Source organism: Streptomyces sp. JLSY215, assembly GCF_059682825.1.
This window is the reverse complement of the sequence record NZ_JCASPU010000002.1, coordinates 18,933-39,498: the sequence shown is the minus strand read 5'-3', so window position 1 is coordinate 39,498 and position 20,566 is coordinate 18,933. Positions and strand designations below refer to the sequence as shown.

The 20,566-nt window shown below is 68.3% G+C and carries 24 protein-coding genes and 1 pseudogene; 17 read left to right on the top strand and 8 right to left on the bottom strand.

The features are described from left to right. Nucleotides 1-358: 358 nt before the first annotated feature. The 4 genes from AC5677_RS41040 to AC5677_RS41025 all read left to right on the top strand — a co-directional run bounded on the left by AC5677_RS41040 (nucleotide 359) and on the right by AC5677_RS41025 (nucleotide 3,824). Nucleotides 359-1,771 carry a S8 family serine peptidase gene (locus AC5677_RS41040; RefSeq protein ID WP_497197009.1) on the top strand — a complete coding sequence of 471 codons (1,413 nt, stop codon included), beginning with the start codon at nucleotides 359-361 and terminating at the stop codon, nucleotides 1,769-1,771. A 981-nt stretch (nucleotides 1,772-2,752) separates the two neighbouring features. Continuing rightward, nucleotides 2,753-2,998, top strand: coding sequence for a hypothetical protein (locus AC5677_RS41035; RefSeq protein WP_497197008.1), 246 nt, complete (start codon nucleotides 2,753-2,755; stop codon nucleotides 2,996-2,998). Nucleotides 2,999-3,127: 129 nt separating this feature from the next. Next, on the top strand, nucleotides 3,128-3,478 hold the full coding sequence (locus AC5677_RS41030; RefSeq protein WP_497197007.1) for a DUF8825 domain-containing protein: 351 nt from the start codon (nucleotides 3,128-3,130) through the stop codon (nucleotides 3,476-3,478). A 94-nt stretch (nucleotides 3,479-3,572) separates the two neighbouring features. Then, nucleotides 3,573-3,824, top strand: coding sequence for a hypothetical protein (locus AC5677_RS41025; protein ID WP_497197006.1), 252 nt, complete (start codon nucleotides 3,573-3,575; stop codon nucleotides 3,822-3,824). Between the two features lie 46 nt (nucleotides 3,825-3,870). Here the strand turns inward: AC5677_RS41025 and ku are convergent, their stop codons facing one another. From ku to AC5677_RS41010, 3 genes are all read right to left on the bottom strand, one after another. Next, nucleotides 3,871-4,647: a non-homologous end joining protein Ku gene (gene ku / locus AC5677_RS41020; RefSeq protein ID WP_497197005.1), complete on the bottom strand. Its 777-nt coding sequence runs from the start codon at nucleotides 4,645-4,647 to the stop codon at nucleotides 3,871-3,873. A 117-nt stretch (nucleotides 4,648-4,764) separates the two neighbouring features. Next, on the bottom strand, nucleotides 4,765-4,980 hold the full coding sequence (locus AC5677_RS41015) for a LexA family protein (RefSeq protein ID WP_497197004.1): 216 nt from the start codon (nucleotides 4,978-4,980) through the stop codon (nucleotides 4,765-4,767). Beyond that, complete coding sequence (locus tag AC5677_RS41010; protein ID WP_497197003.1) at nucleotides 4,977-5,225, bottom strand: DUF8825 domain-containing protein; 249 nt, start codon at nucleotides 5,223-5,225, stop codon at nucleotides 4,977-4,979. The genes AC5677_RS41015 and AC5677_RS41010 overlap by 4 nt, the downstream gene beginning before the upstream one ends. A gap of 341 nt (nucleotides 5,226-5,566) precedes the next feature. Between AC5677_RS41010 and AC5677_RS41005 the strand changes: the two genes are divergently transcribed. Further along, nucleotides 5,567-5,797, top strand: a complete 231-nt coding sequence (locus AC5677_RS41005; protein WP_497197002.1) for a hypothetical protein — start codon at nucleotides 5,567-5,569, stop codon at nucleotides 5,795-5,797. Between the two features lie 519 nt (nucleotides 5,798-6,316). Here AC5677_RS41005 and AC5677_RS41000 read toward each other — a convergent pair. Further along, the gene (locus tag AC5677_RS41000) at nucleotides 6,317-7,255 is read right to left on the bottom strand and encodes a DMT family transporter (protein ID WP_497197001.1); all 939 of its coding nucleotides are present in this window, start codon (nucleotides 7,253-7,255) and stop codon (nucleotides 6,317-6,319) included. A gap of 156 nt (nucleotides 7,256-7,411) precedes the next feature. Here AC5677_RS41000 and AC5677_RS40995 point away from each other — a divergent pair, with 156 nt between their 5' ends. The 4 genes from AC5677_RS40995 (at nucleotide 7,412) to AC5677_RS40980 (ending at nucleotide 11,024) form a co-directional block, all read left to right on the top strand. Continuing rightward, nucleotides 7,412-7,864, top strand: a complete 453-nt coding sequence (locus AC5677_RS40995; protein WP_497197000.1) for an Lrp/AsnC family transcriptional regulator — start codon at nucleotides 7,412-7,414, stop codon at nucleotides 7,862-7,864. Nucleotides 7,865-8,750: 886 nt separating this feature from the next. Next, nucleotides 8,751-9,344 carry a sigma-70 family RNA polymerase sigma factor gene (locus AC5677_RS40990; RefSeq protein ID WP_497196999.1) on the top strand — a complete coding sequence of 198 codons (594 nt, stop codon included), beginning with the start codon at nucleotides 8,751-8,753 and terminating at the stop codon, nucleotides 9,342-9,344. Nucleotides 9,345-9,357: 13 nt separating this feature from the next. Beyond that, the gene (locus AC5677_RS40985; protein ID WP_497196998.1) at nucleotides 9,358-10,164 is read left to right on the top strand and encodes a hypothetical protein; all 807 of its coding nucleotides are present in this window, start codon (nucleotides 9,358-9,360) and stop codon (nucleotides 10,162-10,164) included. 110 nt (nucleotides 10,165-10,274) lie between these two features. Then, nucleotides 10,275-11,024 carry an SOS response-associated peptidase gene (locus AC5677_RS40980; protein ID WP_497196997.1) on the top strand — a complete coding sequence of 250 codons (750 nt, stop codon included), beginning with the start codon at nucleotides 10,275-10,277 and terminating at the stop codon, nucleotides 11,022-11,024. Nucleotides 11,025-11,135: 111 nt separating this feature from the next. On the opposite strand, the gene AC5677_RS40975 is transcribed toward AC5677_RS40980, so the two are convergent. Beyond that, nucleotides 11,136-11,621: an SRPBCC family protein gene (locus AC5677_RS40975; protein ID WP_497196996.1), complete on the bottom strand. Its 486-nt coding sequence runs from the start codon at nucleotides 11,619-11,621 to the stop codon at nucleotides 11,136-11,138. Nucleotides 11,622-11,839: 218 nt separating this feature from the next. Here AC5677_RS40975 and AC5677_RS40970 point away from each other — a divergent pair, with 218 nt between their 5' ends. From AC5677_RS40970 to AC5677_RS40960, 3 genes are all read left to right on the top strand, one after another. Further along, nucleotides 11,840-12,097 (top strand): hypothetical protein, encoded by a 258-nt coding sequence (locus tag AC5677_RS40970; protein ID WP_497196995.1) that lies wholly within the window; start codon nucleotides 11,840-11,842, stop codon nucleotides 12,095-12,097. After that, nucleotides 12,094-12,474 carry a PIN domain-containing protein gene (locus AC5677_RS40965; protein WP_497196994.1) on the top strand — a complete coding sequence of 127 codons (381 nt, stop codon included), beginning with the start codon at nucleotides 12,094-12,096 and terminating at the stop codon, nucleotides 12,472-12,474. Before AC5677_RS40970 ends, AC5677_RS40965 begins: the two co-directional genes overlap by 4 nt. A 372-nt stretch (nucleotides 12,475-12,846) precedes the next feature. Further along, nucleotides 12,847-13,368, top strand: a complete 522-nt coding sequence (locus AC5677_RS40960) for a hypothetical protein (RefSeq protein WP_497196993.1) — start codon at nucleotides 12,847-12,849, stop codon at nucleotides 13,366-13,368. 127 nt (nucleotides 13,369-13,495) lie between these two features. Here the strand turns inward: AC5677_RS40960 and AC5677_RS40955 are convergent, their stop codons facing one another. Next, nucleotides 13,496-13,861 carry a hypothetical protein gene (locus AC5677_RS40955; protein WP_497196992.1) on the bottom strand — a complete coding sequence of 122 codons (366 nt, stop codon included), beginning with the start codon at nucleotides 13,859-13,861 and terminating at the stop codon, nucleotides 13,496-13,498. A gap of 48 nt (nucleotides 13,862-13,909) precedes the next feature. Between AC5677_RS40955 and AC5677_RS40950 the strand changes: the two genes are divergently transcribed. The 3 genes from AC5677_RS40950 (at nucleotide 13,910) to AC5677_RS40940 (ending at nucleotide 15,304) form a co-directional block, all read left to right on the top strand. Continuing rightward, the gene (locus tag AC5677_RS40950; RefSeq protein ID WP_497197127.1) at nucleotides 13,910-14,137 is read left to right on the top strand and encodes an SOS response-associated peptidase family protein; all 228 of its coding nucleotides are present in this window, start codon (nucleotides 13,910-13,912) and stop codon (nucleotides 14,135-14,137) included. Between the two features lie 478 nt (nucleotides 14,138-14,615). Further along, nucleotides 14,616-15,104 (top strand): hypothetical protein, encoded by a 489-nt coding sequence (locus tag AC5677_RS40945; protein ID WP_497196991.1) that lies wholly within the window; start codon nucleotides 14,616-14,618, stop codon nucleotides 15,102-15,104. A gap of 74 nt (nucleotides 15,105-15,178) precedes the next feature. Then, a complete protein-coding gene (locus tag AC5677_RS40940; RefSeq protein WP_497196990.1) occupies nucleotides 15,179-15,304 on the top strand; it encodes a hypothetical protein in 126 nt (41 codons plus the stop codon). A 556-nt stretch (nucleotides 15,305-15,860) separates the two neighbouring features. Here the strand turns inward: AC5677_RS40940 and AC5677_RS40935 are convergent. Together AC5677_RS40935 and AC5677_RS40930 are read right to left on the bottom strand one after the other, a co-directional pair. Then, nucleotides 15,861-16,679, bottom strand: a complete 819-nt coding sequence (locus AC5677_RS40935) for a ribosome-inactivating family protein (RefSeq protein WP_497196989.1) — start codon at nucleotides 16,677-16,679, stop codon at nucleotides 15,861-15,863. Nucleotides 16,680-16,999: 320 nt separating this feature from the next. Then, nucleotides 17,000-19,675, bottom strand: coding sequence for an ATP/GTP-binding protein (locus AC5677_RS40930; protein WP_497196988.1), 2,676 nt, complete (start codon nucleotides 19,673-19,675; stop codon nucleotides 17,000-17,002). A gap of 244 nt (nucleotides 19,676-19,919) precedes the next feature. Between AC5677_RS40930 and AC5677_RS40925 the strand changes: the two genes are divergently transcribed. Next, complete coding sequence (locus tag AC5677_RS40925) at nucleotides 19,920-20,138, top strand: hypothetical protein (RefSeq protein ID WP_497196987.1); 219 nt, start codon at nucleotides 19,920-19,922, stop codon at nucleotides 20,136-20,138. Nucleotides 20,139-20,191: 53 nt separating this feature from the next. After that, nucleotides 20,192-20,525: pseudogene (locus tag AC5677_RS40920) on the top strand (IS5 family transposase); the annotation flags it as partial. Nucleotides 20,526-20,566: the final 41 nt, after the last annotated feature.

The following is a 20,566-nucleotide window of genomic DNA, read 5'->3' as shown; positions in this document are numbered from 1 at the left end:
ACGAATACCCCGGCCAGTTGCCAGAGGTTCAACGTGGTGTTCATCGCTGCAGAATGCCGCACGGTCCGTGCCGGTTGCGCGGCTTACCCCGGAGCCTGTTCGGGCGCGAGACCCCGGCGCGGGCCGGGCGACCGACATACAGCAGGGCCCACCTCGCAAGCACCGGTCCCGCGTTTGGAGAAGCTGCCACGGCAGGTCCTTAGCTGTATCTGGCCAACCTCCTGGCCAGTGGTCTTGCCGTGACGGCCTGCTGACATGATGTGACGCGCATGACGTGCGCCCGACAATCAGGCGAACGACGGAACGGGGGCCGCAGCGGAACGCCGGGGCTCACGGACGCAAGGAAGGTATGAGGGGGATGAGCTTCACGCGCACGCTGCGCGCGGTGGGCGGCGCGGTGGTGGCGGGAGCACTGCTCTTCGGCGCCGCCCCGACCGCTTCGGCAGATGAGATCAGGGACGCGCAATGGCCACTGAAGGCATTTGACGCGGAGAGCGTATGGAAGGAATCGACGGGCAAGGGTGTCACGGTCGCGGTAATCGATGATCCCGTCTACGGCAACCACCCGGACCTGAAAGGGAATGTGCTCCCGGGGAAGAGTTTCATTGATGGTGGGCGTGGTGATCAGGAGAGCGAAAATAATCACGGAACTGGGATGGCGTCACTCATCGCTGGGCATGGGCATGGTGCAGGCAGTTCCGATGGTGTGATGGGCCTAGCGCCGGATGCAAAGATCCTTCCCGTTGGGAGGCCGGATTTCGGACAGGGAGACGGAAGTACCTACGTTGATGATTGGATTAGGTACGCAGTCGATCACCATGCATCAATCATCAACATGTCTATCGAGCCTACTTCGCTCTCAGATACCGATAAAGAAGCGCTGGCCTATGCGAGCAAGAAGGACGTTCTGGTTGTAGCGGGCGCCGGGAACGATGGGGCCGAGCTAGGTCCCTTGGCTTCATCTCCCGGAGTCGTCACCGTGGGGGCTGTGGACAAGTCCGGGAAAATCTGGCCGAATTCTAATTCGGGTAGCCAGGTGATGCTTTCGGCTCCCGGCGTGTATATCACGTCTGCTTCTGCGAAGAGGTCAGACTACCCCTACCGGCGGGCCAATGGAACTTCTGACTCCACGGCCTATGTTTCAGCTGCCGCGGCACTCCTGCGTTCGAAGTTCCCCGACCTCACCGCCGGTCAGATTGCCAATCGTCTCGTCAAGACGGCTGGTCTCGCGCCGGGGAAGCAAGGCCTTAAGCTTCCTGACCCGCATTACGGATATGGCTTTATTCGGCCGTTGAAGGCGCTGACGGCCGATATTCCTGCTGGTCCCAAGAACGGCCCGCTGAAGACTCCGAAGACGGCCCCGACCGGTGGAGCAACCGGCCCCAGTGCATCGGGTGGCGACCAGGCAAGCGAGAAGAAAGACAGCGGGCTCGGTACCGGTGCCATTGTGGGCATCGCAACTGGTGTTCTCGTCGTTGTCGCGATCATCGTCATCGTCATCGTCATCGTCGTGGCCCAGAAGAAGAACGGCCGTAATGGTCCACCCCCCGGCGGTCCTGGCGGGTACGGCGGGCCTGGCGGACCCGGGTTTGCGCCGCAGCCGCCCGGCCCGTACCAGCAACAGCCAAGCGTGCCGGGTTCCTACCCGCCCGGCCCGTACCAGCAGCAGCCGAGCGCGTCGGCCTCCTACCCGCCGGGCCCCTATCAGCAGCAGCCGAGCGCGCCCGGCCCGTACCCGGCGCCTCCACCCACACAGCCGCCGGGTCGGTAACGCCTTGTCATAGCGATAGGGCTGTAACCGACCCCACCAGCCCGCACACCGCGGTGCACCTCAGGGGCCCGGACGATCGTCCGGGCCCTTCGCCTTGCCCTGGTAGGTGCGCCGTGGTGCAGAACGACCGAGCCCTGACAGACGGACGCCATCGGACCGGGCCCGGCCCCCTGGCCCAGGCCCTGCTTGAGCTGGCCGAGGCCGTCCAGGGAGAGCAAGACTTTCATCGCGGCGCAGGGGATCTGCCGCGCTGTCAGCCTCAGCCGGGAAATTCACTGGTCATGGGGTCGCATGTCTGGACGCCGGGCGTGTACGCGCGTGCACCCGCGGGGACTTGCAGAGCTCCCGCTGGAGCGGGGGACCTTCGATGCGCAGCGGTCGGCTGGAAGTGCGCGGCCGTACGCCGTGGTAGCACTGTCGGACGGACAGCAGCTGCGCGTCCCCGTCACCGCCGGCGTCCTCGCCGTCCGACCGCACACCGCGACGCGCCATCAGTGGGCCGGACGACCGTCCGGCCCACTCGCCGTGCGCGGACAGCGAGCCGAACTGGCTGGCCGTGCCGGTTGCACGGCTTGCCCCGGAGCCTGTATCGCGCGCGGGACAAGGGACTTGCGCAGCTAGGGCGGTATCGGTGTACGGCCGGCGGGCGTAGCGGCGCGGCTGGGCCGGTTCAAGTCCTCGCGAAAATACGGTTCATAGCGGCAGCGTGCGTCGCTTCAAGAGCCTTGTCCCGCAAAGTCGCTGGTCAGAAGCCGCGAATGGGAACGGCACGCGGTGCATGCTCTTGGGGCATCGCAGCAGCGTCATCAAAATTCGCGAGAAGTCGGATCGGATGCCGCTGCGGTGCAGTCTCCTCGTTGCTCGTTCCGGGGGCGCCACCGGGACGGGCAACCGGACTTGCGGGCCTAACCCCTCGCCGGGTCATCGTCCGCTCAACCCATTCACGCGTGTTGCCGCACGCATCAGAAACGAAGGATTGCCATGTCCACCACAAACGGCCAAACCCCGGACGACTCCCAGTCCCAGGGCCCGGCCGAACCGCCCGCGCACGGCCAGGCGCCCGCCGGGAGCAATCGCACCCAGGACGCCATTGCTTGGACCTCGCTCGGTCTGACCGGGGCGCTGGGCGCCGCCGGCGTCGTGCTCATCAGCACCGGCCACGTCGAGGCGGGCACCAACCTCATCGCTGCGGGGGTGACGACGGCGAGCATCCGTGCCCGGCAGTAGATGCAGCAGCGGGCTCCGCCTGACTGGGCGGGGCCCGCTGCGGCCGGGCCCGTACACCGTGCGGGTGACCGATACGGCGTGCCGCTCCCGCCTCCCCGTTATTCGAACACGCGCGCGTATTCTTGGGGTGTGGCCAAGACCTTCGATTTCCCCCAGGACCTGCTGCTGGCGCAGGAGAAGCTCCGCCAGGTCAAGGCGGAGCTGTCCGCTCTCTACGCGACGCTGCCGTGGTCGGCGGAGCCGATGCCCGGCTGGACGCGCCCCAAGGAGGGCAGACGCTACTTCGAGTCCGAGCGGCCTGACTCGCCGGGCTCGACCGACGAGGAGAAGCAGCAGGTGAAGCAGCTGCGGGCCCGCGAACTGGAACTGGCCGGCGAGATCTTCACCCACCCCTTCTGGGCCACGTGCGACGACGCCGTCCGCGCCCGCTCCGCCCTCAAGCGCGCCCACGAACAGCCGCCGGCCGAGTCTGCGGCATAGCGATGGACGATGTGCAGCGGCTGGCCGGAGTCGCGGGGCTGTACGCCGTGGTGGCACCGCCGGACGGGCAGCGACTGCAAGGCTCGGAGACCGAGTGACCGAGCAGAACGTGGACGTCTGCACCTTCGAAGTCCGTGCCCAGCTCACCAAGGACGCAGCCATCACCGGCGAATGGACCAGGAAGGCAACCGCGGAGCGGAAGTTCACTGAGTGGATCGGGCTGTACGCCCGCGACGACGTGGTCATCACGCTGACCGTGCGCACGGGCGACGGCCCTCCGATCGCCCTCAGGCGCTGGCCCGACGCGCCCCAGGGGAGCCGGGCCCGGATGTCCGCAATCCACTGACGCGCCATCGAGGGCAGGTTGAGGCTCGACCACCGCTCGTCGTCGCTTATCTGTGGCGTGCGGCCCGAACGGATTCCTCCAGCGCGGCCATCAGGTCGACGACCGGCTCCGGCTGCGGCGGGGCCTCGATCTGTCCGCCGGCGACCTTCGCGTCCACCAGCTGCTCCAGCGCCTCGCGGTACTGATCGTGCAACTCGTCCGCGGCAACCCCCACCATCTCCCTCATGAGCAGCTCGGCGAGTTCCACTTCCCGTTCCGCCACGGGGGTCGCCGGCGCCAGGTCCCCCGGGTCTCGGACCTCGTCCGGCCACAGAAGCTGTTGCAGCACCAGGACGCCGTGACTCGGCCGCAGGACGGCCAGGCGCTCGCGGGTGCGGATCGTCACGCGGCAGACGGCCAAGGCCTCGCTGCGGGCGAGCGCGGTGACCAGGAGCGTGTAGGGCTTCTCCGCCGCGGCGTTCGCCGGCCCGGCGTAGTACGCCTTGCTGTAGCTGATCGGGTCGACGTCGCCGACCGGGACGAAGCCCAAGACCTGGACCTGATGGCGGGTCGGGAGCGGAAGGCGGTCGAGGTCCTCGGTGGTCAGCGGAACCAACCGGCCGTCCGACAGTTCGTACCCTCTGCCGACGTCCTCGGTGGGCACTTCCCGGCCCTCTGCGGCGCAGACGCGTTTGTGGCGGATCGGCGACGCATCCGCCTTGTGGATCTCTCTGAGCCTTACGGCGTTCTCCGAGGTCGCCGGGTAGAGCCGGACAGGCACGCTGACCAGGCCAAAAACGATCGACCCGGTCCAGACGGCTCTCGCCGGCGGGCTCCTGTCCATACGTCCAGCCTCCGGCGGACACCCCGGGGCCGCACCCGCGGGCGGAACACCTGGGAGCCCCGGCGGCGGCAGCATCTGGCCGGACGTCGCCAGCCACCGGGGCCGGCCCAGTCTCGCCTACCCGCAGACCAGATAGGACCGGCTGCGGCCCGGGGTGTGGGTGACGATCCCTCCCCGCTCCATCGCCTGCAGGTGGTACGCGATCGTCGAGGCGCTCAGCCCCACCGCCCCGGCGATCTCCCGTATCGACGGCGGATAGCCGGCCTCGTCGGTCAGCTCACGGATAGCCTGCACAATCCGCTGCTGGGGACGGCTCATGTAGACGGTGGTCATGGTGTTGCCTCTTCTGATTCCGGCTCCCAGGCCTCTTGCTTGAGCGCCATGCGCGCGGCCGGCGCCCGGCCGGGGATGCTCGCCCAGTACGGGTGTGTCGTGATCCGTACGGACAGTCGTTGCAGCGTCCGCCGCAGCACCGTCGTCTGCGCGGGACTCTCCGTCGTGGCGAGCTGGTGATAGGCGGCATACCAATCGCGTTGGGCCTGCAAGAGGTCGTCTGGAAAGACATAGGGCGGCGTCACCACCGAATTGCATCACATGTTCGATTTATGGCGCAGCACACGCACGGGTGAATGGCGCCTGTGTATGACTGGGCGCTTCAGCTGACGAGTGACCGGTCGAGTTGGCAGGGCTGAGCGTCTGAACTGGCGGGCGATGCAACCCCCAGGCCCCTGGCCTGGGAATTCCGGCGAGGCACCCCTCGGGCGCATGCGTGAGGCGGGGGCGAGCGCCGCCTGAAGCCTGGCCTACTCTGCTCCCAGGCCACGGGGAGGCGAGCACGCAGTGGTTGAGCACTTCGAACTTGTCTGCGATGAAGGGTCGAGCACTGTTGTGCTCATGAACCCGGGTCCTCGAGCCATTGATGTGGTCCAGCGCACATGAAGCAATTGCTCTTCACTCCGCCGAGGCAGCGGGCGAGCAGCTGGCGACGATCCGTGATCAGCCGAGCACGGCGTTCGGGAACATCGATTCCCTCGCCGACGCCGCCGGCTCGCCGGGGGAGCGGTCGATCACCCAACGTCTGGACACGATCGAGCGTGTCCTGTTCGCTGTTGCCCGTGCGCAGGGCATCGACCCCGACGCCGTCTCCTGACCCAGCTGGTCGGCCGGGACCCCAACGCCGGCCGAACTCTCACGCTTGAATGCCTGTGGCCCCGAACACCTGACGTGTTCGGGGCCACAGGCGTATGTGTGCAGGTCAGCACTTCACGCAGGTCGGACGGCATGATCCGGTGCCAGGCGGGCTGTCGTTTCCCCGGTCTGCGATTGGCGCGAGGGCTGGCCCCACTTCTTGTGTCGGAACTGCTGACCGCCCTGGTCGGCGAGAATCCGGACGAAAGCCGCTCATCGTGTCGGCGAAGACGACCGTCCCTACGGGTGACGTTCATGCACGGGTCGTCGGTGGGTATGCCGAGGAGTCCGTGCAGTTCACGGACCGTGAATGCCTGGTCGCAGTACTGGTCGAAGGCGTGCACAAAGGCCTGGTAGGCAGTGGTCGACCCAGGCAGATCGGCCTCGTCTCCGCCCCCGGTCGGCGCGAGTTCGGCGGGCCGTGGTCGCGTGCTGGCCCTCATACGGTTTCAGGTTCCGGGAAGCAGAGCCTCCTGAGCCTTCAGGCGCGCTCGGCGACCGGGCTCGGCTCGGGAACCGCGGCCTTCTCGACAACTGTTCGGCGTTCGACCAATCCGAGGGCCACACCGGCGATGATGACCACGCCGCCAAGGGCCTGGGCGAGCCGGACCGACTCCTTGTTGATCAACACTGCACCGAGCACACCGAACACCGGTACCAGGTTGAGGATGTTGACCGCGACGCTCGAAGTCATCCGGCGCAGGCCGTAGTTGTAGAGGAGGAAGCCGCCGACGGAACACGCCACGGCGAGATAGGTGAGCATCACCGAGGCCGAGGCATCCGGTACCCGCCAGTCCCCGATCTCCAGGAGCGAGGCGAGCAGGAAGCCGGCGGCACCTGCCACCGTCTGGTGATAGGTGAGGCTCACCGCGTCCTGCCCCTGGCCCGCGTACTTGCCCAGCACGTTGTACCCGGCCCACATCAGCCCGCCGAGCAGGAGCAGCACGTCTCCGAACCAGCGTGCGCTGCCTCCGACTTCTGCCCCGTTGCGTACGACCAGGAAGGCTCCCAGTGCGGCGAGCAGCACGCCGCTGACCCGGAGCAGCGGCATCCTGGTCCGGAGGAGAGCCAGCTCCAGAAGCATGGTCATCAGCGGATAGGTGGCCACAATCAGGGAGGCGTCTGAGGCGGTCGACAGCTCAACGCCGATGTTCTCCAGCACGAAGTAGGCCGTGATGCCGAGCAGGCCGCTCAGGTAGATCATCCGCCGCTGGCGGGCATCCGGCGGGGCAACCGGGTTGCGGCGCATGCGCACCATGATCGCGAGCAGCGCGGCGGCGATGGTGAAGCGGATGGCCCCGATGGTCAGCGGCCCGACGTCCGCCAGCACCTCCTTGGTCACCGCGTACGAGCTGCTCCACAACAGCGCGGCCGCCACGACTGAACAGATCGCCAAAGCCCTCGCCTTCCGTTCTTCCACCGCTGATGCCCTCTCGCCCGGAACTCCCACCTCCGCCCTGACCGCACAGCAAAGAAGCGAATCATGAACGGGCTATTGACGGATACGCTAGAAAGTAATCCGAAGAAGTGGCAAGTGGGCCGAACATAATTCGGAACTTGAGGAGTGGGGCGGAATATGGACGAACTAGATTCGGCGTTGCTGCGACTTCTGCAGCAAGACGGTCGGCGCACCAACCGGGACCTGGCACAGGAGTTGGGCATCGCGCCCTCCACCTGCCTGGAGCGAGTGCGCGCCCTCCGCGAGCGCGGTGTGCTGCTCGGATTCCATGCTGAGGTAGACCTCCCCTCGCTCGACCGAGGGCTGCAAGCGATGATCGCCGTGCGGGTGCGGCCGCCGACGCGTGCGGTCATTGAGCAGTTCAAAGCCTTCGTGGCGCGCATGCCCGAGGTGATCGCGGTCTTCGTGCTGACGGGCACCGACGACTTCCTCCTCCATGTCGCGGTGCGCGACACCGACCAGCTGCATTCCGTGGTTCTGGACAAGCTGACCGAGCGACAGGAACTCGCAGACGTACGCACCTCGGTGATCTACGGACACCTGCGCAAGAACATCATCGAGCCGACGTGAGAGGGCGTTAGGCGGTTTCGTTTGGATCACCGGGCGGACCAGAGAAAGACGGTGTTCTCCGGTCGGGTGAGCAGGTCCCGGGTGTGCCGTACCTGTTCGGCGGTCCTGGCGGGCGGTCGGCCGGGGCGGGCGTCGCAGGTGCGCCCGGCCCCTCGGGCGCGCGTCGCGGTGCGGCGGGCGGCTCTACGGTCCCTGACTTTCGGGCTCCGGGGCCGCGCAGCCCCGGAGCTGGCACGCCTTCTCCTGGTAGCGGCGCCGGTCCCGCCACCACAACAGCCGGTCCCGGGAGCCAGTGCCCGATCCGACTCCAGCCGCCGTCTGACGCACTGGCGGCATTCAGCCGGGCCGAGCCTGTTCGGCTGTACGGCAACAGCGGCCGTGTGATTCAGATCACCGAGCGTCGGGCGCGTCAGCCCTCCGGGGGTGCGTGACTCGCCTCCAAAGCGAAATGTGCTGGTCACAGGCCGTGTTCGAACTGTCGCTGTAAGTCTACTGGCCGGTAGGGCCAGTGGGGTGGGTGAGGCCATTGCAGTCGGCTCGAAATTCCTCCGCGGCGGCCTCCACGTTTGACCGTCTCCGGCCGGTTAGCTGTTCCCCGAGGGCAGCGAAGTCCTCCGGCACAAAACCCAGTTGGGGGCTCAGGGGGTGGAGCAGTGCCGACCAAGGGAAGGAATTCACTCTTGTCCAATCTGCTCATCGGCGTGCTGGTGATAGCCACCGCTGTGCGCGTCTTCGCCTCCGACGCCGTGCGTTTGGCCAGGCGAGGGCTCGCAGTAGGCGTCCGGGTGGGGGCCGCCTCGCTGGCTGATCACCGACGCACCGACCACCCTCCCCACCGACATCTCGAGGTGCTGCTGCCTTGGGCGACCGGCGAGGGGGAGGAGAGGTGACCGAGAACGAGGACAGGACACACTGGACGGCGCCGGCGCCAGGCGTGCGCGAACCGCAGCGGATCCCGGTGGCCTTCTGGGGCTTCCATGACCGCTTCAAGAGGGCCTACCGCAAGTACGCCGAACTCCATCTTGGAGACGAGCGGCTCGCCGGCCGGGTCGTCCACACCGTCTTCCTCAGCCTCCTGCAGGGCTGGCCCCGCCTGATGGAAGAGGCCAGCCCCGCCGCCAGTGCCTGGGCTCACCTCAAAGAGACCGTCGACGAAGTCCTCATCGCCCAGGGCCGGGACTCCGCCATGGCCGAGACCGCCGTCTTCCAGCGGGTCGCCTGCGCAGTCCTGGAGGACACCCGCGACGAGTTCGCCGCCATGGAAAGCAGCATCGGGCTGTATCCGGCGATCGCACGCCTCCCGGGACGGCAGTTCGACGTCATGGTGCTGCACTACGTCCTCGACTACAGCACCGCCAAGACCGCCAGCATCATGGGTATTACCGACGCCACGGTGCGCTCCCACCGCCTCCACGCCCGCAACCGGATCGCACGCGAGCTGGGCCTGGAACCCGATCCCGACCACATCGAAGAGGACTGAGGAGTACCGCCCCATGCAGCCGCCGCGCACCCTGGATGACCTCCTGCACGATGCCCGTGTCTTCCCCCCCGACGACGACCTCGACGGAGAAGAAGAGAGGGCATCCCGCCGCCAGCTGGAGGAGGACTTCACCGCCGCGGTACAACGCGGCATCGCATGGGGCGGCTACCCACAGCCTGCTCCCCTCCCGCCGCCCTGGGCCGCAACCGGGCAAGCCGCACCGGCGTCCCGTCGTGAGCGGGCAGCCCGCCAGTTGCGGACTCTGTCCGCCTGGACCATCCGCGGTCCTCATGCCGTCCAGCACATCTCCGCCCTCGCCACCACGCACCAGATCGACCCCGATGGCGCCATGACCTTTGCCTGTCTGCTGTTCCTGGCCGACCGCGACGACCAGGCCGAGTTCCTGTGGCAGTTCGCCGCAGGCGCCGGCAAACCGGCCTCAGCCGAATGCCTGCACCTCCTCTACGTCACCCGCGGCGAACTGCGTCAAGCCCGCCACTGGGCCTACCAGGCATCAGCTCTCGACGCCGGCGAATCCCGCCCCAGCCGCCACAGCGCTCCTCTGTCCCCCAGAACCGAGCCCGAGCCCCTGAACTCCCTCATGCTCTTGCGTGCCCTGCGCATCCTGCGACGCCCCGACACCGCCAGCTCGCCCGAGCACTGGAACATCGAAAGCTTCTACGCCCAGGCCGGAACCCTCTCCGGGCCTCTGACCGCCGCCGTCCAAAGCCTCACGACCGAAACCAGTGCCGAGACCGACGCCTTGCTGTGGCCCGACCTCGCGCTCGCCAACCAGCTCCACGCATGCCAGACCCCCTGACCTGCGCAAAACGGCGATGACGGATGTCCTGTGCCAAGGAACAGACAGATGCCTGCCCGCTCCCCTCGTCCACCAGGCCGACGGTGACGGCGACGTGGCAGGGTGGGGGTATGTGCGGCCGATACGCCTCCACCCGCCGTCCCCAGGATCTGGTCAACCTGTTCGACGTCACGCGCTGGGATCCCGACCAGGTGCTCGACCCGAGCTGGAACGTGGCCCCGACCAACGACGTGTGGTCGATCTTGGAACGGATCGAGCGCGACACCGGCGAGGTCACCCGGCAGCTGCGGCCGTTGCGCTGGGGCCTGGTGCCGTCCTGGGCGAAGAGCCTGAACATCGGCGCGAAAATGATCAATGCCCGGGTGGAGACGGTCGCGGAGAAGCCTGCCTACCGTCGCGCGTTCGCCAAGCGCCGGTGCCTGCTACCGGCGGACGGTTTCTACGAGTGGCAGGCTGTCGCGGCGACCGAGACGGCCAAGGCACGCAAGCAGCCGTACTTCATCACCCCCGAGCACGACCAGGTGATGGCGCTCGCCGGGCTGTACGAGTTCTGGCGCGACCCTGACGTCCGCGACGACAACGCGCAGGGTGCGTGGTGGACGACCTGCACGATCATCACGACCGAAGCCACCGACGCCGCAGGACGCGTCCACCCCCGCATGCCTCTGGCCATCGCCCCCGACGACTGGAGCTCCTGGCTCGACCCCGCCCACACCGACCCCGGCGAACTCCGCGCCCTGCTTGCAGCCCCCGCCGCCGGCCACCTGGACGCCCGTGCCGTGTCCACCGCGGTCAACAACGTACGCAATAACGGACCCCACCTCCTGGACCAGATCTCCGATGCGCACCCCGATGCCTAAGGGGCTGGGGTAGGCCGCAGGGCCACCGGCTCAGGGAGGCCGACCAGAGGAGAGCGCGCGTGTCGCAGACGCACACCGCACGTTTGAAGGAGCTGGAGGCCGTCGACGACATCACCTACCAGAGACAATCAAGGCCAGGTGGTGCAGCGAGTTGGTGAGATGCTCAGGGTCGAACGGCGGGAACTGGATGTACTCCCGGATGAACTGCGGCACCGCCGACCAGTCGTAGGTGAGCGTGACCTCAGTCTCGGACGGACTGAGCGGCGCAAGGTCGTAACGCCAGATCCAGCCGCCGAACTCCAGGTGACCGTCGCCCTTCTCCTGCCCCGTCAGCCAGCCAATGGCTCGCGGCGGGTCGAGCACCGCGACCTTGTTGGCCACCTGGTAGTCACCGTTGGGATGGTTGGCGTGATGCAAGTCCATCCGGAAGATCTGCCCCACCGCGGTCAGCCGCGTCCGGTCGACGGCTTCCTGAACCCAGCCGGTGCCATCGATCGCAGAATGGGTCGTCGGGTCCGCCAGCACCGCGAACACCCTCGCGGCGGGCGAGGCGACAGTCAGGGTGGCGCTCACATTCTCCTGGTCCACGGCGTGCACGCTCCTCGTCTCGGGCCCCTCGCAGGCGCGGAGGGGGTCTTCCCAACATGCAGACGACACGGCGAGGCGGCACTAATCGGTCGTGCGGGCGGAACCCGCACGCGTGCCACCAATGGCAGGCACGTAAAGCTCAGGCGGAGTCCGCCGGGAGCCTGGCCCCGGACTGGATGGGTACGGGTACGTACCCGTACCCTATGGGGATGGGAAGGAGTACGACGATGTCTGATGCCAATGTCCGTATCCCCGAGGAGGCGAAGGACCGGCTTGCCGCGATCGCGGCCGCCGAAGGCCTGTCGCTGCGCGCCTACCTGGCGCGCCTGGCCGAGACCCTGCTCACCCCCGCCGAGCGCGCCGAGCGCGCCGAGAAGGCCCTCGTCGCGCTGAACAAGTGGAACGGCTACGCCCCCACCGCGGCCCAGCAGCAGGACCTGGACAGTGAGCTCGATCGGCGTCTGGCCCAGGCGACCGGCCGGTGAGCGACGCCATGCACATCGTCCTGGACGACACCGCGATGACCGCGGCCGGCCAGGGCAACGTCCTCGCCTCCCGTCTGATCCACCGGGCCCACGCCGAACCCGGCTGGTACCTCTACGCACCGGCGTGCGCGCTCGTCGAAGCCGACCGCGCCCGGCCCGGTACCGCCGAGCACCTCGCCGCGCTGCCCGGCATCACCGTCCTGGACCTGGACCTGCCCGCCGCCCTGGCCGTGGCTCAGCAGGAGACGTGGGCCGCGGCCCACAGCCAGGTCGCGGCGCAGCCCACCCCGGACCGCCCTGATGGGGCGATCGTCGCCACCACCGCACCGAAGCGCTGGGACGGCGAGCCGGTCCGGGTCCTGGACCTCAACGCCTGACGCCCGTTGCGACGTTGTGGGTCTTGCCGGATCCGGCAAGACCCACAACGCATATCGGCCGACGCAACGGCCGGCCGCCGGCAGTGGGTGTGTGTCCCGCGGCTCGAGGACATCCAAGGGATGCTGCCACGTCCTCCGGGGTGGGCTGTGGGTGGGTTTCATGGCCTCGTCCTTGGCCAGCTCGTGCTCGGTGCGATGTTGAATGCCTTGCATGGTCCAGGAGTTGGCCAAGAGTCGGCCACTCGCGGGTCAGAAATCGGCATGGATACGTGTTGTTCAGCATCCGCCTCTACCCGCATAGACCCGGGGGCTGGTGGCATGGCGTCAAGTGCCCGGGACCCTGCCGGGCTCATCCCCCCACACGGAGTTCCCATGCGATCGACGCAACGACTCGCCTCCGCCACCACTGCCATCGCGCTCACCGCCGCCGGCCTGACCCTCACGACCGGCAGCGCTCACGCAGCCACCTGCTCACAGTCCCACCTGCCGCTGCCCGACGCCGCCTGCCAGCCCGGCGCCTACAACCCCGACGTCACCCAGTCCACGATCAAATCGACGATCTGTGTGCCCGGCTGGACCAAGACCGTCCGCCCACCGGTTTCCTACACCACCCCGCTGAAGATCAAGCAGATCGGTGAGTACGCGTACTCCGACACGAACACCGCCGACTACGAGGAGGACCACCTCGTCCCCCTCGAACTGGGCGGCGCACCCCGCGGCCCGAAGAACCTGTGGCCCGAGCCCCGCTACGGCAATCAGCCGGCCGCCAGCAAGGACTCCGTGGAGAACAAACTGAAGGTCGCCGTGTGCAACGGCACCGTCAAACTCGACGCCGCACGCAGCGCCATCGCCACCGACTGGACCACCGCCCTGTCCAAGGTCGGAGTCAGCTGACCGGCATCCGCAGGTTGGACCTGCACCTGGCGGTGGTGGCAGGTCCTTCCGCCATTCAAGCCGTGTGCCAGCACCCGTACCCGCGCGTGATCACCAGCAGGTACGGGGTGCCGGCAGTGCAAATCTGTCAGGTTCGCGCGGCTGTCGCGGTGGTGAGCTCGGGGAAAGCGGATTCCCACACGTCCCTGATCGGTCGGCTGATCAGCGTGCGCAGCATGGGCCACTGCGCGATGAGCAGATCCCGGTTCAGGAAGTCGATCAGGTCCTGGCGCTGCCCTTCGGCCAGGACGGTGCGGTACAGGCTCATCCGGGAGCGCGGCTGCTCCAGTCCGTAGGAGCGGCGGCCCGACCAGACCACGTGCAGCGGCAGGTCGACCGTGCCGTGGGCGGGACCGTTCAGGTCCTCCAGCTGAGCAGGCAGCCGCTTCACGTACTTCGCACACAGCAGCTCGAAGACGTTCGGTACCGGAAACGAGGGGGACTGCACGGTCATGCCCCCAGTATCGTCCGGCGGGCCGCGCGGTTGCCGTGTAGGGCCTGAATCGGCAGGGCGGTCCGGGAAGACTGCCCGCCCGCGGCCCGAAGACGTCTGTCTGTCGCGGAAGAGCCGGTCGTCCGCCGCGCGTTCGCCCGGCGCCGGTGCCTGCTGCCGGCCGATGGTCTCTACGAATGGCAGGCTGCCGCGGCGGCCGATGCGCTGGACCGACTGCACGACAACGCACCAGAGGAGGTGGTCAACGTCAGGGGATGGGAAGGGGCCGGCAGGTAGTGATCCCCCTCTACGATCACGGCATGAAACGGACACCGCGGCACCGCGACGGTCGGACAGGCCAGCAGCACCGGGCCGTTCCCGATGATCTGCGGGTTTTCGAAGTCGTTCCGGCCTCGGCTGTGACAGTCAGCCAGCCGGACGGCACACAGGAGCAGCGGGCTGCCCGCCCGGCCAGGCCAGCCGAGCCTCCGGCTCGGCCGGCCCGAGGGCCCCGGGTATGTGCGATGTGCGCCGATCAGATCGAGGGCAGGTTTGTATCCAGCCGGGATGCCACGGTGCGAGGCAAGCCTGTTCACCCGGGATGCGAACGACGGGCGTTCGCGAAGATCAAGGCGGCGCGCGCTGCCAAGGCTGCACGCAAAGCCGCGAAGGGGACTCCTGCGAAGGCGTCGAAGGCCGCATTGCGGCAGTCCATCATCAAGGAGAACGAGCGCCTTAAGGCGGTTCAGGACCGGATGCGAGCAGCCGGAACTGGATGATCATCGACCATTTCGCCCTCATTTCTCCAGCGTCGGCCGCCGTCGGGCGAGGCGCGTCTTCGTCGGGCTGCTGGGCTGAATGGGGGAGTACGGCGCTCGGTCTGCGCGATAGTGTGGAGCGCCTGATGACCGCTGATTTTGATCTGGCAGGAGTGCCCAGCGTGGCCGAGGGCCCCATCGCGCAGAGCGAGATCTCCGCGCTCACCCGCCGCTTCGAGCAGGGGCAGGAGACGGCGGACCGCGAGTTCGGGATCATCAAGTCCGACCTGACTGCCGTGCGGCTCCAGGTGGGCAACCTTGACCAGAAGGTGAGCAACCTCAACGAGAAGGTCGATCATCTCGCTGATGAGATGCGCGCCCTGAACGCGAAGGTTGATCGCAGCCAGGGCCAGGTCGATGCCCTGGCTCAGAAGATGGACCGCAATCAGGCAGAGATCATCAAGCTGCTGACCGCCCTGGTCAGCAAGAATCCGAACGAAAGCTGATCACCGTATCGGCGAAGACGACCGCCCATACCCTCGTAGGCGTCATCGAGGGCCAGGCGACGCTGCGCCGTGAGGTGCGCGACGGGTTTGCCGCGGTCAACGCACGCCTCGACGCTCTGTCGAGCGAGGTGCGTACCGGGAACGCGCAGATCCTCGAGCTGCTCTCCCAGCTCGTGGGCAAGAACCCCAACGCAGGCTGACCGTCGCGGCGAGATCAAGCTGATCAAAAAGCTGCCCCGGACCTGAAGATCAGGTCCGGGGCAGCCTTCGTTCGTTCCGAGGTGGTCATCCGGCTGGCATGGGTCGGAGAGGTGGCGCGTGGGCGGGGGCCTGGAGCGCGGTGAAGTGCTTGCGGTAGCCGCCGTCACCCCACACCTTCTCGGCGGGGACGCTGGTGGAGGTCTTGATGCTCTGGGCGTCGATCACGCAGGCCGACGGGTTCGCACTCCGGCCCTCTGATGCATCTGTGGCCCGGGCGGTCTGACACCGCTGCGGCTCCGCCTGGAAGCCCTGTTCCTCGGCTATGTGCAGAGGAACAGGGCTCTTTGCGTTTCAGGCACTGCCGGCGAGCCCCGCTTGGTGCCGAGGGATCGCTGCGGCCAGCGCGAGGAGCAGGGCGGTTGCAGCTACGCACAGGCTCGTCACGAACAGGCTCGTCACGAACAGGCCGCGGGCAGTGACGGATCGCACGGCTCGTCGCCCATGGTTATGCGGCGGAGGGTGGCGCGTTGTGGGGCTGCAGTCGCCTGCCGGAGTTCACGTTCCCTCACCGCTGATCAGGGCCACGTACCGCGAGACCTCGATGAAGTTGTGCAGAGTGACGGACTGGGAACTGTTGCCCGCCGGGCCGACGTGCAACTCAGGGTTCGTCTGTCCCCTCTGGGTGAGCTGGCGAACGTAATCCGATATGCGTCCCCAATCGGTCTCCAGGTTGCGCTCCAGCGGCGTCAGGCGGTACGGAGGGGCCTCGGGGGCGCGGTACGCGTTGCTGACCCCCTGCGCGATCGAATGGAAGCGGGCGGCCTCCGAGGTGATCGTTATCATCCTGAGGACGGCCCGGGCGGCCTCCCGTACGCTGGTCCGGTTCTCCAGCACGACGCCGTCGTGCATCGTCTGCAGGCTGGATTCGATGCTTTCGCGCGAGATCTGCATTTCCCCGCGCTCCTCGTAACCGGCGGCCCTCTCAATGGCCAAGTAGTCCTCGCGGAAGGGCAGCGTGAGGGTCTGGCCGGTCCATCCGAGGCGGCCCGACAGCGCGCTCCCGTCTATCTGGTAGAGCCAGTCGACCTCGTCCGAACTCCAACCCAGGAAGTACAGGTTGACCGCGTCGTAGTAGAGCGTGATCGGCTGGCCGGGGCGCGTTGCACCCTCGGGGGTGTCCACGATCCTCGTGACGTTCAATGCCATGATCGCGGCGCCGCTCATCGTCGAGCGTATGTCCCGCCATATGGCCGGCCCGGCCGCAATCCGGAACTGCTGGACCATTCCCAGGTATTGGTCCGCGTTCCGGACGGCGACCCAGCGCACGATGGAGCGCGGCGGACGGCCGACGAGACGGTTGACGACATCGGACATGAGGTACCCCCAGGTTCAGTGATGGACGGCAACGGATCGGAATCCGTATGTCCACCACCTTCGTCGTGCGCTCATGCGTCTCGCTAACGTCCACTAACCGACGCCTAACGCCCACTAACCGACGCCTAATGCGCGCCGCCTTCACCTCACCCGATGACGATCCGGGCCGCCGGGCTTGATCCACCGCATGATCTGCTCCATCGTGCCGCGCAGGCCGAAGCCTTCCGCACGCACACCCAGGGCGCCTACCGGGCGACGCACGCGGATCCGGGCTCTTTGCCTTTCGTTGCCCGTCCTGTGCGACGCGGCGGCGCATGCGGTTACCGCTGGGCGTGAAGGCGCTCGCGCCGGGTGGTGACCAGGGTGCGCCAGCGGGTGCGGACGGTGTGTGCGTCGTCAACCCACTGGATGGCGCTTCCAGCGGGCTGGGGCAGGTCACCCATGGCAGTGGCGATGTCGACGTAGTAGGCGAAGTCTCCGTCTGCGGTGGCCTCGCGCAGACGGTCGATGGTGGCGAGGAGCTCGTCCTGTGCGCCGCGTACGGCGTGGTGGAAGGCGACGGCGGTCTCGATGAGCGGGGTGAGCCAGGGAAGCCCGGCAACGGAGCATTCGGCGTGCAGGGCGGTGGCGCGGTCGGGGACGTCGCGGTCGGTGCCGGCATCGCGCACCAGGGCTGCGACGGCGGCGTAGAAGAGCGTGGCGCGCTGGTCGAGCTGAGCGAGGTACTGGTGGGCGAGGGCAAGTTCGTCGTCGGCGCGCAGCGGGTCGGCGAAGGAGACAACGAGGGCAAGGAGCGTCTGGGCGATAGCCCGCTCGCCCGGGGCATCGTGCTGTTCTGCTTCGGTGCGCGCGGCTTCGAAGGCGGCGGCGGCACGCTCGATGTCGCCGTGCGGGAGGTGGATGTGGGCCAGGACGCGGTGGTGGCGGCCCTTCCAGCCCAAGGTGGGGACGGCAGCCAGGGCGGTGGGGAAGTCACCCCGGATCCGGGCGAGGTTGGCCATACCGCGGCGACCGCGCGGGGCGAGCCGGCCGCCTGCGTCGGCGACCTGGCGCATGCCGTCGAGGGCTTCACCGGTGCGCGCGAGGTCCTTATAAGCCTTGGCCCGGTAATACAGCGCTAGTTCGGTCAGTTCGCCGGACAGCAGACCCGCGCCCAGGACGGCGGTGAGGCGCTCGGCGGTGCGTTCGCGGTGTTCGTGCTGGCGCTTGGCGATGGCGGTGAGGAGTTCGGTCAGGGCGTCGGCGGGTGTCTCCGGGCCCGGCAGCGGCTCGATGCCGGGGGAGAGGGTGGGTGGGGCGAGGGGTTCCCAGACGGAGTCGTCGGTGTAGGCGAAGGCGGCCTCCGTGAGCCAGCCGAGGTCGCTCAGGCGGTGGTCGCGGGCCAGGCGCAGGCCCTGGCGCAGGCACGCGACGAGCAGGGCCCGACCGGTGACGCGGCCGCCCTCGTCCTGCCACTGCCGGCCGAGGGCGGCCAGGGCGCGTTCGGCGGCCTGGTGCCAGTCGGCGGGGGTCCAGCGGTCCTCGGTGTGGTCGTCGGCGGTGCGCAACGCTGTGCGAATAGCGCCGTGCAGGTGGTACGGCCAGATCGCGTACGGATCCTCGGTGATCATCGGCCGCTCGACGAGCCTGCGCGCCGCCGCCTGGTGGGCAAGGCCCGCGGCCTGGGTGGCCAGCTCGAGGTCGAAGGCGTCCAGCAGGCTGGCGCTGCGCAGGACGTGGCGTTCGTCGGTGGTGAGGTCGGACAGGGTGCGGGCGATGAGGGCGGGGAAGGTGTGGTCGAAGTCGGCGGGGGTGGGGGTGCGGCCGGTGCGGCGGATCTCCAGGAAGCGGGCGACGGCCAAGTCGAGGTGGAGCGGCAGGCCGTGCGAGCGCTGGGTGATGACCGCGCGGATGTCCGGGCCGATCAGGGGCGCGCCGTCGTGGGTGAGGCGGTGGGCCAGGTAGGTATCGGAGTCGGTTTCGGAGAAGTCCCCGATCAGGTGCTGGCGGGCGCCGCCCTGCCCGGTGGCTCGGGCCGGCTGATCTGTCTGGGGGGCGAGGCCGGGCCAGGCGGCGGGGCCGGTGTAGTCGAGTTGGCCCTGGAGGGCGTCGTCGGCCCACTGCAGTCGGTTGCGGCCGCCGATGACGAAGAAGCAGTTCGGCATGAGCCACACCAGGCGCTGAATGAGCCGCTCGGCGTCACGGTGGCGGTCGCTGGTGTCCTCGAAGGTGTCCAGCAAGACTATTGGTGTGACCCTCTTGTCGGCCGGGAGATGGGCGAGCTCCCATGCCAGCAGGTGCGGGTAGAAGGACAGGGCGTCCAGGTCGGGTTCGGCCTCCAGCAGGTCGGCCAGTCGCGCGCATCCGGCGAGGGCGCGGACGGTCTGCCGACGCTCCCGCAGTGCCCGCACGAGGGAGCCGGTCACCTGTCCAACGGCGGATCCGACGGTGCCGGGCAGGAGCAGGGCCTGGGCGACGTCGGACAGCGCGGACTGCATCTGCTGCGGCAGCGCCCGGCCGAACCGGGAGGCCGGCCCGCCGCGGCGCAGGTACTCCTCCAGCGGCTCGCCGGGATGCTGGTGCTCCCAGTACCGGCGGACAGCCACGTCGAAGGCGGGCAGGGGACGGCCGAGCTCGGCGAGCGCGGCCCGGATCGCCAGGACGATCTGCTCGAAGTCAGTGCCGGCGGAGCGGGCGAGGTCGATGCGTACGGGCCAGATCCGCTCGCCGGACCAGGTCGGTGCGCCCCACTGCGCGGGCCGGTCTCCGGCGTCGGAGAGCGCGGCCACCAGCTTGCGCGACAGCGTCGTCTTGCCGATGCCGCCGACACCGTGGAACGTGATCACGTTGTTGCGCGGGGCCTCGAGGTCCTCAACGTCGAAGCCGGGGGTGGAGAGGTGCCGCAGGTGCTCCTCGATGGCGGTGGCGACGAGGTTCCACTGGTTCTGCCGGTTGGTGAACGCCTCGCTGCTCCCCACGGGGTCGTTGGAGCTGAACAGCGCACGAAGGTCGGCCATGGAATCCCCCCACAAAGTGATCACCTGCGAGGCAAATCTATGCCGCGCACCGCGGCCGGCCACAGTCCCGGTTCAGCCCACCGCCGACAATGGCCCTTTACCGATGGTTCCCAGACCCCGAGGTGGTCTCTTTATGCACGACTCCGCATCGCCCTCATCCTCCCCCGATCCGTGTTCATCGTCGGAGCCAGCTCCGGGCCCGGGCGGCGGCAACCAGATCGGTGTTGAGGAAGCGCAGCAGATCGTGGGTGTTGTCCTGGCCGCCTACAACCGGCAGCTGCTGTTCGCACGGCGCGCAGGCGACCAGCAACGCCTGGAGGAGCTGATGAGGCAGCAGCGCAAGTGCGTGGAGGACCAGGCCCGGCTCAACGACGCCGGGCCCGAGGAGATCGCACGCATCGCCGCTGTGTACGACCAGCTCTTCAAGGAACTGGATGCCTCCAGGCCCCAGGCCGAGGACTAGGACTTGTCCGGTCGATCATGTGACTGGTCCGCGCCCGACTTGCTGATGTGGACATGGGGCGGGGCGATCTGACGGATGCCGAGTGGGAACGGCTGCGGCCGTTCCTGCCGGTCGGCAATGGGCGTTGTGGCCGTTGGCGGGACCACCGGCAGGTGATCGACGGGATTCTGCACCAGGTGCGGACCGGGGTGCAGTGGCGTGACCTGCCCGAGCGGTTCGGGCCGTGGAAGACCGTCTACGAGCGCCATCGCCTGTGGTCGCGACCGAACCTGGGTGCGTCTGCTCCCGCAGGTCCAGGCGGCGGCCGACATGGCTGGCGAGATCGACTGGGAGGTCTCGGTGGACTCCAGCAGCGTCCGTGCGCATCAGCATGCGGCTGGGGCCCGCACCGACCCTCCGCCGGCGCCCGCGTCGCAGGGGGCCGAAGA